Origin of the sequence: Bowmanella dokdonensis, assembly GCF_017254865.1 — a bacterium.
GTDB classification, from domain to species: domain Bacteria; phylum Pseudomonadota; class Gammaproteobacteria; order Enterobacterales; family Alteromonadaceae; genus Bowmanella; species Bowmanella dokdonensis.
This window is the reverse complement of the sequence record NZ_JAFKCV010000015.1, coordinates 41,848-57,911: the sequence shown is the minus strand read 5'-3', so window position 1 is coordinate 57,911 and position 16,064 is coordinate 41,848. Positions and strand designations below refer to the sequence as shown.

Annotated in this window: 13 protein-coding genes; 6 read left to right on the top strand and 7 right to left on the bottom strand. The window is 55.2% G+C overall.

Going from position 1 to position 16,064, the window contains the following annotated elements; translation table 11 throughout:
* Window positions 1-11: 11 nt before the first annotated feature.
* The 3 genes from J0A66_RS18605 to J0A66_RS18595 form a co-directional block, all read right to left on the bottom strand.
* Window positions 12-1,592, bottom strand: coding sequence for a DUF4331 domain-containing protein (locus tag J0A66_RS18605; protein WP_206575358.1), 1,581 nt, complete (start codon window positions 1,590-1,592; stop codon window positions 12-14).
* Window positions 1,593-1,666: 74 nt separating this feature from the next.
* Window positions 1,667-2,365 carry an anti-sigma factor gene (locus J0A66_RS18600; RefSeq protein ID WP_206575357.1) on the bottom strand — a complete coding sequence of 233 codons (699 nt, stop codon included), beginning with the start codon at window positions 2,363-2,365 and terminating at the stop codon, window positions 1,667-1,669.
* Window positions 2,362-2,889 (bottom strand): sigma-70 family RNA polymerase sigma factor, encoded by a 528-nt coding sequence (locus J0A66_RS18595; RefSeq protein ID WP_206575356.1) that lies wholly within the window; start codon window positions 2,887-2,889, stop codon window positions 2,362-2,364. Before J0A66_RS18595 ends, J0A66_RS18600 begins: the two co-directional genes overlap by 4 nt.
* A 328-nt stretch (window positions 2,890-3,217) precedes the next feature.
* On the opposite strand from J0A66_RS18595, the gene J0A66_RS18590 reads away from it, so the two are divergent.
* A complete protein-coding gene (locus J0A66_RS18590; RefSeq protein WP_206575355.1) occupies window positions 3,218-5,266 on the top strand; it encodes a TonB-dependent receptor in 2,049 nt (682 codons plus the stop codon).
* A complete protein-coding gene (locus J0A66_RS18585) occupies window positions 5,266-5,559 on the top strand; it encodes a hypothetical protein (protein WP_206575354.1) in 294 nt (97 codons plus the stop codon). Before J0A66_RS18590 ends, J0A66_RS18585 begins: the two co-directional genes overlap by 1 nt.
* A gap of 136 nt (window positions 5,560-5,695) precedes the next feature.
* On the opposite strand, the gene J0A66_RS18580 is transcribed toward J0A66_RS18585, so the two are convergent.
* From J0A66_RS18580 to cmoA, 3 genes are all read right to left on the bottom strand, one after another.
* Entirely contained in the window at window positions 5,696-7,918 is a 2,223-nt protein-coding gene (locus J0A66_RS18580) for a TonB-dependent receptor (RefSeq protein WP_206575353.1), read from the bottom strand.
* Window positions 7,919-8,116: 198 nt separating this feature from the next.
* Complete coding sequence (cmoB, locus tag J0A66_RS18575; protein ID WP_206575352.1) at window positions 8,117-9,091, bottom strand: tRNA 5-methoxyuridine(34)/uridine 5-oxyacetic acid(34) synthase CmoB; 975 nt, start codon at window positions 9,089-9,091, stop codon at window positions 8,117-8,119.
* Window positions 9,088-9,819, bottom strand: a complete 732-nt coding sequence (cmoA, locus tag J0A66_RS18570) for a carboxy-S-adenosyl-L-methionine synthase CmoA (RefSeq protein WP_206575390.1) — start codon at window positions 9,817-9,819, stop codon at window positions 9,088-9,090. Before cmoA ends, cmoB begins: the two co-directional genes overlap by 4 nt.
* Before the next feature lie 344 nt (window positions 9,820-10,163).
* On the opposite strand from cmoA, the gene J0A66_RS18565 reads away from it, so the two are divergent.
* The 3 genes from J0A66_RS18565 to J0A66_RS18555 all read left to right on the top strand — a co-directional run bounded on the left by J0A66_RS18565 (window position 10,164) and on the right by J0A66_RS18555 (window position 12,402).
* A complete protein-coding gene (locus J0A66_RS18565; RefSeq protein WP_206575351.1) occupies window positions 10,164-10,622 on the top strand; it encodes a GNAT family N-acetyltransferase in 459 nt (152 codons plus the stop codon).
* A gap of 62 nt (window positions 10,623-10,684) precedes the next feature.
* Window positions 10,685-11,602: a M14 family metallopeptidase gene (locus tag J0A66_RS18560; protein ID WP_241264299.1), complete on the top strand. Its 918-nt coding sequence runs from the start codon at window positions 10,685-10,687 to the stop codon at window positions 11,600-11,602.
* 5 nt (window positions 11,603-11,607) lie between these two features.
* The gene (locus J0A66_RS18555; RefSeq protein WP_206575350.1) at window positions 11,608-12,402 is read left to right on the top strand and encodes an alpha/beta fold hydrolase; all 795 of its coding nucleotides are present in this window, start codon (window positions 11,608-11,610) and stop codon (window positions 12,400-12,402) included.
* Between the two features lie 285 nt (window positions 12,403-12,687).
* Here the strand turns inward: J0A66_RS18555 and J0A66_RS18550 are convergent, their stop codons facing one another.
* The gene (locus tag J0A66_RS18550) at window positions 12,688-13,845 is read right to left on the bottom strand and encodes a DcaP family trimeric outer membrane transporter (RefSeq protein WP_206575349.1); all 1,158 of its coding nucleotides are present in this window, start codon (window positions 13,843-13,845) and stop codon (window positions 12,688-12,690) included.
* A gap of 262 nt (window positions 13,846-14,107) precedes the next feature.
* Here J0A66_RS18550 and acs point away from each other — a divergent pair, with 262 nt between their 5' ends.
* Window positions 14,108-16,054 (top strand): acetate--CoA ligase, encoded by a 1,947-nt coding sequence (gene acs / locus J0A66_RS18545; protein WP_206575348.1) that lies wholly within the window; start codon window positions 14,108-14,110, stop codon window positions 16,052-16,054.
* The last annotated feature ends 10 nt before the right edge of the window (window positions 16,055-16,064 follow it).

The following is a 16,064-nucleotide window of genomic DNA, read 5'->3' as shown; positions in this document are numbered from 1 at the left end:
CTGTGACTCCTTTATTCAGAACCGGGTAAGGGAGTGGCCAGATAAGGAAAACTACTGTCCATCATCGTGGCATCCACAGGAGCGCCATCAGTAAAAGGCACATTGCCGACGTTGGCGTCACTTTCCTCACACAGGCCCAGGTTGGTGGGCTCACCATTAACCGGAATGGGATAACATAGGGCTCCCATCGCTACCCGCAGGGCAATATCCACCACATCGTCGCCGGGACGGCGTCCGTTGGGAAAACCGGCCAGGTCATCTCCTGCCACGCCAAAGGAAGACTGGGCTTCGGCTGAGACCGCGGCGATCCCGGTGTTTAACCGTAACATTTCCGAGGCGGTCACTGTGGCTTGCTGATTGACCCCTTCAAAACCGGTCAGAAACGCGGCGACCAGATCGGCTCTGGGGAAATTGGTGGGCGCCAGAGTGTCAAATGAAGTCCCCAAGGTGGCATTGACGGCATCCAGGAACAGCAAATTCAGCAGCTCGGGCAGAGCCGGATGGGTGACGTAGTCGGCAAACTGCGCGTCGTCACTGGGGCGCGAGGTGGAGAACCTGTCCTTATCGGCAATGCCGATCACCAGCTCATTGACCAGCGGGCTACCCAGACGGGAAACCTGCGTCATGGCGCCGCCGCCAACCGAGGGTTTTTCAAAGGTGGCGTTGGGGTTGAGTATATTAGCCTGAGGCAAACTGGCGGTGGTCCAGGCGCCGATAACGCCGTTGCCATCGCCCGTGATGCAATCCTTGGGCACTTCCAGGGCAAGACTGGTGACATTTTTGTCGGTCAGGTCATCGTTGTCGGCCGACTGGGTCACCCCTCCGGGAAAGCCGCCGCCGTCGCCGGCGCCAGGGGCGCTGTCCCCTTCCACCGGTACATAGTTGACCAGGTCAAAGGTCTTGCCCAGATTGACCACAAAAGGATCCTTGCGCTGACCGACAAAGACTTTTGCCGGCATGTCGCAGCCAGGCAGCTCAGTGGTATAGACAAACTGTCCCGCATATTGCTGATAGCCTGCTTCACTGCCAAACGTTTTGTTACCTATGTAATCCAGCGGTTTGCCAAAGGACTCGGAGCCGTTTGCCGACAGCCGGGTGCGGGTGCCGGTGCGCACACTGCCCTGAACCATATCCAGGGTGTAGGATTCAAAAAAGTTTGCCGCGGCGCTGGAGTCCAGACTGACGGGCCCGACGTTTTTCAGCGGCACTCCCACGGATTTCTGGTTCCCTTCTGGACCCACCGACAATTCAATGCCATTGCCGTCCGCGCCCAGCCGGGCGTCAAAATCAAATACGAAGGACAGATCTTCCACTGCATCGCCGTCGCTGTCGATATGGATGACATACTGCGCCTGCGGATGCATAGCATAATAATTGGGACCGCCATAGGCGTCCTGCAAGGGAATGTAGTTCGCAATCAGGGTGACGTAGTCCTCCCGGCCGGACTCATAACTGTTGAAAACATAGAAGTCTGTGGAGTCGACGGTGGGGGTTTGTGTCACAGCAGGGGCTTCCCGGTGACTGGATGCCGAAACAGATAAGGCAATAGCGCCGGCAACAGTCGCAAGCGCAAATCTTGAGTAGTTTTGCATGATAGTTCCTTCTTTGTTGTGGGTTCAATAAAACCAAACGAAGAACTAGGAAGGTTAGATGCAAAAAAAGGTTTTTACACATTGATTAAGTGTGACGTATATAACACTTCGCTTGGCTGACCTGTTGGTGAGCCGCCCAGTGGCTCCAAGCTGACCGCCAATACATTGATTGGCACGGACCTAAGGCTATCCGGGGCAGCGGCTTTCAGTTCGCCCCGTTTGGGCAGTACACCAAGGGAAATGGGGGCATTGCCATTGGCTGGCACTATCCATAGCTCGTAATCTTTACCCGGCTGGGCTGACAACTGATCGGTTGCCATGACCCGCAGTTGCTGATCGGAGATTTCGATCAGCCACAGTGGATTGGTCTGGAGATCGTTGACCACCGCAATATGAGTTATGGGTGCCGTCACGTCAGGACGCAAGTTAGTCCACAACACAGCAATCAGTATCGACGCGGCTAGCGCGAGTAATGCCGAGTTTTTCCAGTGAACAGGCTTTCTGCTGGCAACCTTTTCAGCCGGGGTAGCAGAGGGAGCTTGAACAAAGCCGAGCCTTTCCTGTATCCGCTGCCACACTGCGTCATCTGGCGCCACGGGTGGTATCTGTTCACCTAGGCCGTTTAAGTACTGTTCCCACAACCAGGTGGTTTCGGCAATGGTCTGGTTAGACATGATTAATTGCTGATAACGTCGGCGAGCACCGCCTCTCAACGTGCCCAGTACATATTCCGCAGCCAGGGCGTTGCGCAATGATTCTTTTTGATAATTCATAATGACAGGCACCTTTGCAGACTCTGAAGACCACGACGAATCCAGCTTTTCACTGTACCCAGCGGGGTATCCAAATGTGCGACCACTTCCTGATGGGAAAGCCCACCGTAAAAAGCCAGATGAATCGCCTGTCGCTGCTGCTGATCCAACTCATCGAGACATTCGGCCAGGCGGCGTCTTTCTGATGTGGGAAGGGGCATTTGAGTGGCCGGCGCCTGATTCTCCGCATCCAGAACCACTTCATTGCGAATGTTGTGATAGCGCATCAGATCCAGGGCCCTATACCTGACAATGCTGACCATCCAGGTCAGCACAGTGCCTTTGCTCCGCTGATAACTGGATGCGCCATGCCATATTTTTATAAAGGCATCCTGAGTAGCCTCTTCAGCCAGTTCTCTGTGCTTGAGCATCTTCAGGGCAACGGCATATAGCTGTCCGCTGGTGATGCTGTAGAGTCTGGTAAAGGCCTCGCGTTTTCCATCGGCGGTGGCGCAAAGCAGTGGAAAGAGCTCTTCATGTTCCATGGGGATCCTTAGGGATAATAAGCGTCCTACGTATTAAACGAACATCCGGCAATTTTGGATTCACAAGCCGGTGATTGACGTTGAATTGGCACACTGGATAGACGCTACAATCAGGTTTGATTGGCGTCACGTCAGTCTGGCAGACTTTCACTGCGATGCCAGTTTTTGATCGAAGTCGTGCCCGTTAAATGATCGTGAAGCCTGGCTTTTTCAAGCAGCTAGAAAAAACTGATTCACCCGTGTTTTGTAAATATCCAACGTTAACTGCATCTAAAACGGCGCATGCGGAGTAAGCTTTCAAGCACACTCAACTTAAGGACAATGACGTATGCGAATCCCACGGTTTGCCGGGACCTGGTTTATCGGCGTTACTCTCTCACCCATACTTTGTGCTGATGACAGCATTGAAAAAATCACGGTTCTGGGACATCAGACCGATATGATTGGCGCGGCGGTTTCCGCATCTGAAGGTTACGTTGGCCAGCAGGAAATCAACATCCGGCCCATGCTGCGGATTGGCGAGATGATGGAGTTGGTGCCTGGCATGGTGGCAACCCAGCACAGCGGTAGCGGAAAGGCCAATCAGTATTTTTTGCGTGGCTTTAACCTGGATCATGGTACTGACTTTGCGACCCATATTGACGGTATGCCGGTCAATATGCGTACCCACGGACACGGGCAGGGCTACACCGATTTAAATTTCATTATTCCTGAATTAATCGATACCCTGCATTTCAAGAAAGGCCCTTATTACAGCGACGTGGGCGACTTCTCAAGTGCTGGAAGTGCCCATTTTCAGACCCTGTCACGGCTTGAAGCCCCCACACTAAAACTCACCCTTGGCGAAGATCAGTTCGTGCGCGCACTGGGTTACGGTGGCTATACGCTCGGCCAGGGGCGGGTACTGGCAGCAGTTGAACAGCAACGCTATGACGGCCCCTGGCAAGGGATTGACGAAGATGTGGGCAAAACCAATTTCCTCGCCAAGTACGTGCAACCGGCAGCCGGCGGGCAATGGTCTTTGACCCTGATGGGCTACGACAATCGCTGGAACAGTGCAGACCAGATCCCGCAGCGGGCCGTTGAGGCAGGTCTTATCAGTGAACTGGGGGTTATCGATCCGACCGTAGGCGGCGAGTCCAGCCGCTACAGTCTGTCAACTGCAATAGACTGGCAGCAGGGCAGTTTGTCCGCTTACGTCATTGATTACGATATGAACCTGTGGTCCAACTTTACTTATTTTCTGGATAACCCCGTGGATGGTGACCAGTTTGAGCAGGTCGATAAGCGTAAGATCTACGGGCTGAACGGGCATTATCACTTCGATTTGTTCAATGCCCGGGTGACGCTCGGCGGCGCGCTGCAGTTGGATAACATCGACGAAGTCGGGCTGTTCAAAACCGCTGCGCGCCAGCGCCTTGGCGGTGTGCGAAGTGATACCGTCGAACAGCTAAGCACTTCGCTGTATGCCTCGGTGCAATACCCGCTGAGCGAAAATATCCGTCTAAGCGGGGGAGTGCGCTATGACCATTACGATTTTGACGTGCAAACCCGCCTGAATGAAAACGACTCAGGTGTCGATTTGACTGCCAACAGCGGCGAACGTGACGACAGTCTGGTGTCGTTCAAAGGCAGTGCCACCTATCTGTTAAATGATAATAACGAGCTGTATCTCGCTGCAGGGCAGGGTTTTCACTCCAATGACGCCCGAGGCACCACCACGGTTATCGATCCGAATGATGGCAGCGCAGTGACGCCAGTGGATCCGTTAGTGCGCTCTCACGGCAGTGAGATTGGCTGGCGTACGCAGATATCCGACCAACTGAATGCCTCGGTTTCACTCTGGCAACTGTCGCTCGACAGTGAGTTATTGTTCGTGGGTGATGCCGGTAACACCGAAGCAAGCCGCCCCAGTAAACGCAATGGGTTTGAACTGACAGCCTATTACCGCCCCACCCGTGGGCTGACTCTGGATATTGAATACGCTGCCTCGCAAAGCCGCTTCGACGATAACCTTGAGGGCAGTGAAATACCAGGAGCCATCGACCAGGTCATTCAGGCCGGTGCCAGCTATGCTATGCAAAATGGGATCACAACAACCCTGAGAGTGCGCCATTTCGGTGAACGCCCGCTGGATGAAACGGCAAGCCGGCAGTCAGACCCGTCGACGGTAGTGAACTTGCTGGCAGAAAAACGCTGGTCGCAGTTTGCGCTGCGCGCCGAGGTGCTTAATGTATTTGACGCCAATGATCATGACATTGATTATTTTTATGCATCCCGTCTGGCTGGCGAGCCGGCAGACGGGGTAGAAGATATTCATTATCACGTGATCGAACCACGCACGGTCAGAGTGACACTTTCCTATAGGTATAAGTAGTGTTTAGGTTCAAACCAGGCCAACTGGCAGCGCTGGCTGTCAAAGCCGGCGTTGTCTCGTTGATAACCGGGCTGCTGGCCTTTGTCTACAACTGGCATATTGTGGGAGGCGGCTGGCAGTGGTTTCCTGTGCTGCTGTTTCCCGGCAATCTGGTGCTGGATCTGTTCACCGAAGAGATCCACTTCTGGCCTAAGCTGGCACTGCAGATGGCCGGCCAGTTTTTGGTGACTGTTGTGTTGACATACACGCTGCTTGGAGGGGTTAAATCTTTGTTTAGAAAAAGGAACGACTGACTGGCCAGGGCCCCGCCTGGGGGTATCCTGGGAGGAGAAAGCTGTTGCAGACAACAGGTATACTCGCCGGTTTCAGGATGCCCAAGGGGTGAAAACACAACAATCTATGGCGGCCCGGGCCGCCATAGATTGCGCTCTAAAACTCGGCGGTAAAGCGCAGGCCGAACTCACTGGCATCGTTGCTGAGTATGCGCAGAATATAGTCCCCTGTGTTCAGCCTGGCGTTGTCGTATCGCTCATCGAAGATATTGCGACCATACAGGGCCAGTTTCCAGTTACCCTGGGCCGGGGTGTAGGCGATATCCATATTCACCAGTTCACGGCTGTCCAATAAGGTCATGCGACCAGGATCGGAGCTGGGTTCCCCGTACATTTCATCCCGAAAAGAATAATCCACCCGGAAATCCAGAACAGCGCCACTGGCCATTTCATACTCATAGGACGGACTGATCGACAAGGTCAGCTCGGGCGTCAGGGGGGCCACCGGCTTGACCCCGTCCTGCTCGTCCACATCCACGTCTATGTAGCCCAGACTGGTATGCAGCTTAAAGTTATCACCGATATAGGCAGTGCTTTCCCACTCGATACCCCTTGAGGTTTGCTCGACCACCAGGTTAGTGGTGTTGAAGCCGCCCTCTGAGGTGGTGCTGACCTGGTAAGGCAGGTCTTCGTACTCGGTATTAAACAGGGCAATGCTCATGCTGAAGTTGTCTGTCAACTGGCCTTTGAGGCCCATTTCGTAATTGACTGCGGTGATGTTGTCGCTGGCCACGAAGCAATTGGGATCGCCAAACAAACAATATGGTCTTGCAGGGAACTGACCTGACTGATAGCCGCTCTGGATGCTGCCGTACACATTCAGGCCGTTTTCCATGGTGTAATTGGCCGACAGGTCATAACTGACCTCACTCCAGTCATCTTCAGAGTAGAACGGACCGATACCCACGTTGGCAGTGGCTTGTTTTTCATCCCTGGTATAGCGTACGCCGCCTGAGACGCGCAGATCCAGGCTAACATCGTAACCGACGTTTACAAACACCGCCCGGCTGGTCGTTTCCTGATCCAGTTCCAGCAGGTTTGGGCCGCCGTTAAAACTGGAATCCTCGCCCTGGCGGTTGCTGCCTTCCTCTTTAAACCAGTAAAGACCGGAGACGAAATCCACATCGCCCATATAGCCGTTAAGCTGGAACTCCACTGAAGTCTGGTCGGCATCGCCGCGCTCGGGATAGTGGTCCAGAGCATAGATGGTACCGTCATCATCAAGGCCGGCTTTGTACTCGGAGCTGCGCTGACTGAAGATGGCCCGGGAAGACAGCGTATCTGACCAGTTCCAGTCGGCGGTCAGAGACACACCGCTTGCCTCATTACTGACAGTGGTCACCTCCTCGGTGCCGGTGGCATTATCGTAAGGGTCATCGGCCTGATCTGAATTGCGCAGGGGGCCAGAGGGGGTTGGGGCTCCAAAACGCATGCCGGTATAGTAGGCGCCGTTGGGTACTTCATCAATCAAGGTGGTATAGGGACGCAGACCGCCTTCGCCATCATTGGCATCGGCAGTAAACACCAGGCTGAAGTCATCGTCGGGGGCATATCTCACCGACAACCGCCCGTAGAACTCACGGGTCTCGCCCACGTCGTACTCGGCATTGGGCACATTGATAAATTCCCCGATGCCGTCCCTATGGTTATAACCGGCGTTCAGGTTAAAGGATAAATTGTCCGTCAATCCCCTGTTGATAAAGGCGTCGGCTTTGGTCCGACCCCGGGTCCCGGCCTCCAGGGTGATCTTGCTCACGGAATCCGCATCGGGCTGCTTGGTAATGATATTGATGGCGCCGCCGATAGAGTTACGCCCATAAAGTGTCCCCTGGGGACCTCGCAGCACCTCAATACGCTCGATATTGTTGAGGTTCCAGTTCTGGCCCACCTGGCGACCCAAATAGACGCCGTCCACATACACACTGACACCGGGATCGGTGGTAATCAGGTGATCCTGCAGGCCGATGCCGCGGATAAAAGGGTTGGCCGACGAGGTATGTCCGGCAGAAAAGCCGGTAACATTCAGGTTGGGCACAAACTTGCCCACGTCTGTCAGGTCGGTGATGCCCTGGGCGGCCAGCGCGTCACCGCTAAAAGCGCTCAGCGCAATAGGGACTTCATAAATTACCTGTGAGCGCTTGGCTGCGGTGACGGTAATGGCTTCGATGCGCTCGTCGGTGGACACAGACTCCTGCTCCTGAGCCTGAAGTTGCGGGTTAAGTGCCAGTGAAATAGCTGCTCCCACCAGGGACAACCTGGCAAGTGAAGGGGTTGGTTTTTTATAGCTCAACGTTTTTCTCCAGTGGCCGGTACTCTCCATACCTGGCTCTTATTGTTGTTAATGGGGTGATTGTGCGGCGGTCGAAAAGGACCGTTCCCTTTCCTATCATTGGGATATAAGAGGTGTTTGGTATCCCACTGGGGTCTCATTATAACCTTTATTTGTCAAAGCCAAGGGCTTGCCTGTGATTTGACTTTCTTTTAGCCCCCGTGGACCTGGCTGTGACTGAGCAGGATCTCAGGCTTGGGCGACCACGACGGCGCGGATGGGGGCAGGGTAGCCTTCAATGGTTCGGGTCGAATCCTCGGGATCCAGAAAGTCCTGCAGGGAATGGGTGGTCATCCATTCGGTGCTGCGTTGTTCATCCGTTGAGGTGGTGGAGATATCCACGGTGCGAATATCGCTGAAACCGGCTTTTTGCAGCCAGATCTCCAGCGCAGCGGGACTGGGAATAAACCAGACATTCCGCATCTGCGCGTAGCGCTCGCCGGGCAGCAACACTCTTTGCTCGTCACCTTCCACCACCAGGGTTTCCAGCACCAGCTCGCCGCCTTTTCTGAGCAGCCCCTTAAGCTGGCTCAGAAAGTCCATGGGACTCTTTCTGTGATAGAGCACCCCCATGGAAAACACCGTATCAAACTGTTTAAGTGGCGGCAGATGTTCGATACCCAGCGGCAACTGATAAACGTCTGCATCGCCGATAAAATGCTTTAGGATCAGAAACTGCATCAGAAACAGCGGGTAAGGATCCACCCCTACCACGAATCTTGCCCCCTGGCCGCGCATCCGCCAGAGGTGATATCCGCTGCCGCTGCCCACATCCAGCACATTGCGATCTCTTAACGGACTTAAGTGCGGCAGCACCCGGTCCCATTTCCAATCCGAGCGCCATTCGGTGTCCAGATGGATGCCATGCAGGTGGAAGGGGCCTTTGCGCCAGGGCTTGAACTGCTGCAGCAGACCGATGATTTGTTTGCGGGTATAGTCGTCGACGTCCGTCTCGCTGCCCACCCGCACCTGGTTGAGCAGATCGATACCCGAGGACTTAAGGCTTGGCAGTTTGCCCAGCAGTTTCTGCCATTTATCCAGCTCGGTCCTGTTCTGCAGGCACCAGGCGGCAATCTGTGCGGGCAATATCTCAAGCCAGTCGCTGAACCGGCTGCCGGCAATAGTCCGATAAAACTGTTGGAACTCCTCTTTAACCTGACTCATTTGATGGCCACCATCGACGCAAAGTTAAAGCACTTAAACCACAGGATCACATCGGAAAAACCCGCCTGTCGCAATCGCTCTTCGTGTTCCTTGAAACTGTCGGTGCGCATCACATTTTCCAGTGCCGTGCGTTTCTGGCTGATCTCCAGCTCACTGTAGCCATTACGGCGTTTGAACTCGTGATGAAGCTCCACCAGCAGTTCGTTACCGGCCTCAGTGGGATGGCGAATCTTCTCCGACAGCACCAGCACCCCGCCCGGATTCAACCCCTGGTAAATCTTGTCGAGTATGGCCTGACGCTGGCCGGGCTCGATAAACTGGAGGGTAAAGTTCATCAGGATCATCGATGCATTGCTGATTGGGATATTCTGCAGATCCTCGCAAACCACTTCGATAGGGGTATCGGATCTAAAAGTCTGCACATGGCGCCGGCAACGCTCGGCCATGGCCTGTGAGTTATCCACCGCGATGATTCTACAACCCGGGGTCTGTATGTAGCGGCTTACCGCCAGACTGACCGCGCCCAGTGAACAGCCCAGATCGTAGATAAGACTGTCGGCGCCGGCATAGCGGCCGGCCATCTGACCGATGGCATCCACTATGGTGGCGTAGCCGGGAACAGAGCGCTGGATCATATCCGGGAAGACCTCAGCCACATGTTCATCGAAGCGAAAGTCGGCTACCTGGTCCAGGGGACGGGAATAGATGGCGTCTTTTGAGGAGGAAATCATCACAGCATCGGCAGAGTAATAGGGCCGCTAGTTTAGCCCAAGCCGGGCCGGGGTGTCATCCCGGCGGGATTTCCTGTTTGCGCAGATAACGCTAAGCCATAGATAGAAAGTGAAAGGAACTTGCGTATATTGGCGTATTGGCATGGTCCTTGATAAAAGCTCACCAAACCGCTCCGGATTAACCTGAGCACTGCCGAAACAGGCGGGATCCCCAGCCGGTAATAAGCGGCATCTGGGACCCGGCCGGGTTTGGCTGCACCAGACTAAAGCAAGCTGGCAGCCTGATGCATCAAACTGATGCATCAGGCTGCCAAGCGCACAGCAACACAAGGATACAAACCATGCAGATTCGACTGGATGATCTGAGCGGGCCAGAGATTGCCCGTTTTTTACAGCAGCATATCGAGGATATGCGATCCATATCGCCGCCAGAGAGCAAACATGCGCTGGATCTTGAGGGACTGAGACAGCCGCAGATTCGATTCTGGACGGTGTGGGATAGCAACAACCTCATCGGTTGTGGTGCCATTAAAGCCCTGGACCCCCATCACGGGGAGATCAAGTCCATGCGCACGGCGGCACAATACCGGGGCAGGGGCGTGGCATCCACCTTACTCCAGCATATCCTGGATCAGGCAAGGCAAAGCGGCCATAAGAAGGTCAGTCTCGAAACCGGCTCCATGGACTTTTTTGCCCCGGCCAGGGCCCTTTACGCCAGGCATGGTTTTCAGATTTGCGGACCCTTCGCCCAGTACAAGGACGATCCCAACTCGGTGTTTATGACCCTGGACATTGCCTGAGTGGACGCGCAAATGCCTGACACTCTGGTATCCTTGGGGTTTTAAGCCAACTCAAGGAAATTATGAGTCAGTCCTATCCTATCGGTACCCCGGGCAAACCCTGGGGTGAAGCCGAAAAAGCCGCCTGGGTGGCTGCGCAGGTCGTTCAGCGTTCCTATTTTGATGAAGTGGTCTGCCAGCTCGAAGAGCTGAAGGACTATTTTGACATCGTTCAGTACGGATTATTGCAGTACCAAAGTGACTACCCCCTTTATCTGTTAAAAAGCCAAAACTGGCAGAACGACAAGCCGGTAGCGCTGATAACCGGGGGGGTGCACGGCTATGAAACCAGCGGCGTACAGGGCGCCCTGCGCTTTGCCAGGGACAAGGCGGCACAGTACACCAGCGACTGGAACCTGCTGATTGCCCCCTGTATCAGCCCCTGGGGCTATGAAACCATTAACCGTTGGAATCCTTTTGCCATCGACCCCAACCGCTCCTTTGTGCCAAACAGTCCGGCGCCGGAGTCTGCGGCCATTATGCTGTACCTGCAGGAACTGGGGGCCAACGTTCTTCTGCATGTGGACCTGCATGAGACCACTGACTCGGATAACAGCGAGTTTCGGCCCGCCCTGGCCGCCCGTGACGGCACCGAGCATACCAACTGGAATTTTCCCGATGGGTTCTACCTGGTGGGTGACAGCCATAAGCCTGAAGCCGCGATGCAACGGGCGGTATTGGATGCGGTGGAAAAGATTACCCATATCGCCGAGGCGGATGAGAATAACCAGCTCATCGGTTCGCCCGTGGTACAGCCCGGCGTGGTCAACTACGACACCAAAGCTCTTGGCCTGTGTGCCGGTATGACGGGTGCGCCTTATGTGACCACCACCGAGGTGTATCCGGACAGTCCCAAGTCCAGTGCCGAGCAATGTGCGCTGGCCCAGGTGGCTGCCGTGACCGGCGCACTGGATTTCGTTCATAGCCAAGCTGGCAGATAGCGGCAATGACGCAGGACAAAGGCTTGGTTAAAGGGGAGCGTAGGCGGGTTCGCCAGGCCATCCACTGGGCCTTTATCCTCTGGGCGGTATTTTCCACCCTCTGGCTGGCCAACTCGGTACGCACCCAGGGTCTACCTCAGGGTGTACTGAAAAGTTCCGACCGGGTGAGGGTGACTGAACAGGACAACTGGCTGCGACTGCAACCACAAGGGGCGGAGCAAGAAGCGTCGGTGTTGTTTATCTGCGGTTCGGGTATCGCCGCCAGCGCCTACGTACCCATGTTAAGGCCGCTGGCCGAGCAGGGCTTTTCTGTATATATCCTCAATTTGCCCTGGCGCTTTGCCCCCCTGGGGAGTCATAAAGAACAGGCGCTGGATCAGGCTCAGCGCCTATTGAATCAAGATCAGGGTAAATGGCTGGTTGCCGGCCATTCCCTGGGCGGGGCCCTCGCAGCTAGGTTGGCGGCACAGGTACCGGATAAGGTGGATTCACTGGCGCTGATTGCCACCACCCACCCCAAACGGCAGGATTTATCCGACTTGCCCATGCCGGTAATCAAAGTCTACGGCTCGGAGGATGGCATCGCGCCGGTACAGAAAATCCAGGCCAACCGACATCTGTTGCCGGCTGCAGCCAGGTTTGAAGCCATCGAAGGTGCCAACCATTCCCAGTTCGGCCATTATGGTCATCAGCTATTCGACGGCGAGGCCGGGATCAGCAGGCAGCAACAACAGGCCCGAACCCGCGCCATTCTGCTTCAGGCGCTGGCCGGGCTTGCTGGAATGAGGGAGCAGACGTGACCCGGCTCCCCCTAGGGCGTGTTTATCTTTCATATTGGCCTCTGTTGAGAGCGAAAAACTCCTCAATCAAGGCGCGAGTAACGCCGTTTAGCCATCTAAACAAGTTGGGAGCAACGCAGAGTGAGGGGTTTTTAGCCTCAACCCTTCGGGCTGGGGCCATTTTTCCGTCCAGCAGCGTCATCAGTCGCTTATTTAGGCCCACTAAACCGCACTCCTTCTTCCTTGCTGGGCAAAAAAATGGCCTCCAGCAGAGTGTCAATATGAAAGATAAACACGCCCTAGAGCTTAGAAGCTGTACTTGGCTGAGAACTGCAGCCTGTCCATATCGCCGTCCTGCTGATTTTCCAGCTCCCGCTCGGCGTGGCTGTATTCCAGTCCAAAGCTTAATGCCTTGGTGGCCGAGTAAATGGCATTGACCCTGATACTGCTGGTGCTTTTGGTCACGCCAAGGCCGGTCAGATCCACCTCGTTGTCCGCCTCAAAAACTGAATAACTCAGCGTTGAGCGCCACTGTTCATTCCACCAGTGCCGGTAGGCGATAAGCCCCCCGGTTGAGTCGATGGTCTCAAGCTCATTGTCTGCATTGAGCACCGCGCCGTTGGCAGTATTGATACCCAGGTAGCGTCCCATACCCGAACCGCTGTTAAGCATCAGCTTGATGTCGTCCTTACCCAGGTTGATCTTGGCTGACAGGCTGAACGCGGCGGCGGTCTCGGTGCTGTCGATGCCCACGCCGTTATCATAGGCGAGCTGGCGGATCAGCGCCGCACCGGACAGATGGCCCCAGTCGGTCTTATGGGTATAGCGCAGCACCAAATCCGGCACCGAGTTGTCATCGGTGACGATGCGGCCACCGCCGCCAAAGGGTGTTACCGTGGTTTCCGGATTCTCCAAAGCGACCTGAAAGCCGCCGTGGCTGTAGCGGATCATGGCCTGACGCACAAAGATCGTACCGTCGGTGGCGCCGATAAAGTCCAGGGTTTCCGGCAACACCGCCACATCCTGGAAGGTGGTCCAGGTCTGACCGAACAGCCAGCCGTCATATTCGATAGTGGCGATTCTCATACGGGGGCTGTAGGAGTTGGAGACACGCTCATCACCGTTAGGAGTGGCCATAAAGTCCAGTTCCAGTTTGGCGGTCAGGGTCTTACCGTTTTCAAGTGCGGTAGTACTGGAGAAATTGAATCGGGTCTGCCTGGCATGCATATCAAAGGCAGTGCCCTCGTCATTGCCGCCAACGGGGGTCAGGCCGGGAATATAGAAATCCCGTCCGATATTGCCCGAGGGCAGGGAGCCGTCTGAGTACTGACTGGCCATGGCGTCCAGTTTGATATAGCCGCCGAATTTAAATGTGGTATCGTCCAATCCGGCAGCCTGTGATCCAAAGGCGGTGAACAGGGAGCCAATCAGCAGTGCAACAGGTTTTTTTATCAGGGTTGTCATTATCTGTCCTCTGAGTCGAATTCAATGTCATCGACACCTAACATTGTTCAGGAGGACAGGCTGCTCAATCAGACCATAGTCTGTTCGACTAAGGTCGAAGATGCCGGCAGTGTGGCTACAGGGCTTGTTGTTAAAGGAATGTAAAGGAAAGTTTGACGCCGGGTAAAAAGCGGATTACGACTATGGTCTAATACTTTACAGGGGCCACCCCCTTACCATTGGGCAAACGGACCGGGACCCTGGCAAAATTTGGAGAAACTGTATGTCTCAAGCAATTCACCCCTTATCCTCTTACCCCGAGCAGGCCAATACCCATGCAGATAATGCGGAGTATCAACGCCTGTATGACTGGTCGGTGAAGGATCCCCAGGGTTTCTGGCAGGAACAGGGCAAACGACTGGACTGGATTAAGCCCTACAGCAAAGTTAAGAATACCAGCTTTGCCAAAGGTCAGGTCAGCATTAAGTGGTTTGAGGACGGCAAGCTTAACGCCGCCTACAACTGTATCGATCGCCATCTGCAAACCAATCCCCAGGCCACAGCCATTATCTGGGAAGGGGACGACCCGTCCCAGAGCAGTCATATCAGTTACCAGCAAATGCATGACGAGGTTTGTCTGCTCGCCAACAGTATGAAAAAGCTGGGTGTGGGCAAGGGTGACCGGGTAATTATCTATATGCCCATGGTCCCCCAGGCTGCCTATGCCATGCTGGCCTGCGCTCGTATCGGCGCTGTCCATTCGGTGATCTTCGGCGGCTTTTCTCCCAATGCCATTGCCGATCGTATCGAGGACTGCAGCGCCAAACTGGTGATCACCAGTAATTTCGGTCGCCGGGGCGGCAACAAAGTACCTCTGAAAACCAATGTGGACAAGGCCCTGGAGCGTGCCAGCACGGCCTGCATCGAATCTGTGATTGTCTATCAGTTGCTAGAGGAAGACACAGCCATGCACCAGGGGCGGGATCACTGGTGGCATGAGGTAACCGCAGACTGTGAAAAAACCTGTGAACCCGAGCCCATGAACGCCGAAGATCCGCTGTTTGTGCTCTATACCTCGGGATCCACCGGCAAGCCCAAGGGGGTGGTGCATACCACAGGCGGTTATCTGGTGTATGCGGCCATGACCCATGAATATGTGTTTGATTATCATCCTGGTGATATCTACTGGTGTGCAGCGGATGTGGGCTGGATCACAGGTCATAGTTATATCGTCTACGGACCCTTTGCCAATGGCGCCACCAGTCTGATGTTTGAAGGAGTGCCCACCTACCCCGATGTTCGCCGTATCGGCCAGATAGTCGACAAGCACAAGGTGAGTATCCTCTACACCGCGCCCACCGCCATCAGAGCGCTGATGGCCAAGGGGGATCTGCCCGCAGAAGGCTCCAGCCGTGACAGTCTGCGCCTGCTCGGCAGTGTTGGTGAACCCATCAACCCGGAGGCCTGGGAGTGGTATCACGAAAAGATCGGTAACAGCCGCTGTCCGATTGTGGACACCTGGTGGCAAACTGAGACCGGCGGCATCATGATTACCCCGCTGCCCGGCGCTACCGACCTTAAGCCCGGCTCCGCCACCCGTCCTTTTTTTGGCGTCAAGCCGGCCCTGGTAGATGCAGAAGGCAAGTTCCTGGAAGGAGCCACCGAAGGCAACCTGGTGATCACCGATTCCTGGCCGGGTCAGGCCCGCACCGTCTGGGGCGACCATGACAGGTTCGAGCAGACCTATTTCAGCACCTACAGCAACCTGTACTTTACCGGCGACGGCGCCAGACGCGACGAGGACGGCTATTACTGGATTACCGGACGGGTAGACGACGTACTGAACGTGTCCGGTCACCGTCTGGGCACGGCAGAGATCGAAAGTTCCCTGGTGGGCCATCCGGCCGTCGCCGAGGCTGCGGTGGTGGGCTATCCGCACGATATCAAAGGGCAGGGCATCTATGTGTATCTGTTGCCAACCGATGGTACCGAGATCACCGAAGAGCTGACCAAAGCGGTACGCCAGTGGGTGAGGGATGACTTAAGCCCCATCGCCACCCCTGATTATATCCAGTGGACCCATGGCCTGCCCAAGACCCGCTCGGGCAAGATCATGCGCCGTATCCTGCGCAAAATTGCCGCCAATGAGTTTGAGAACCTGGGTGATACCTCGACCCTGGCCGATCCGGCGGTGGTGGATTCGCTGATTGACAACAGGCTGAACCGTTAAGGTGAGTGCC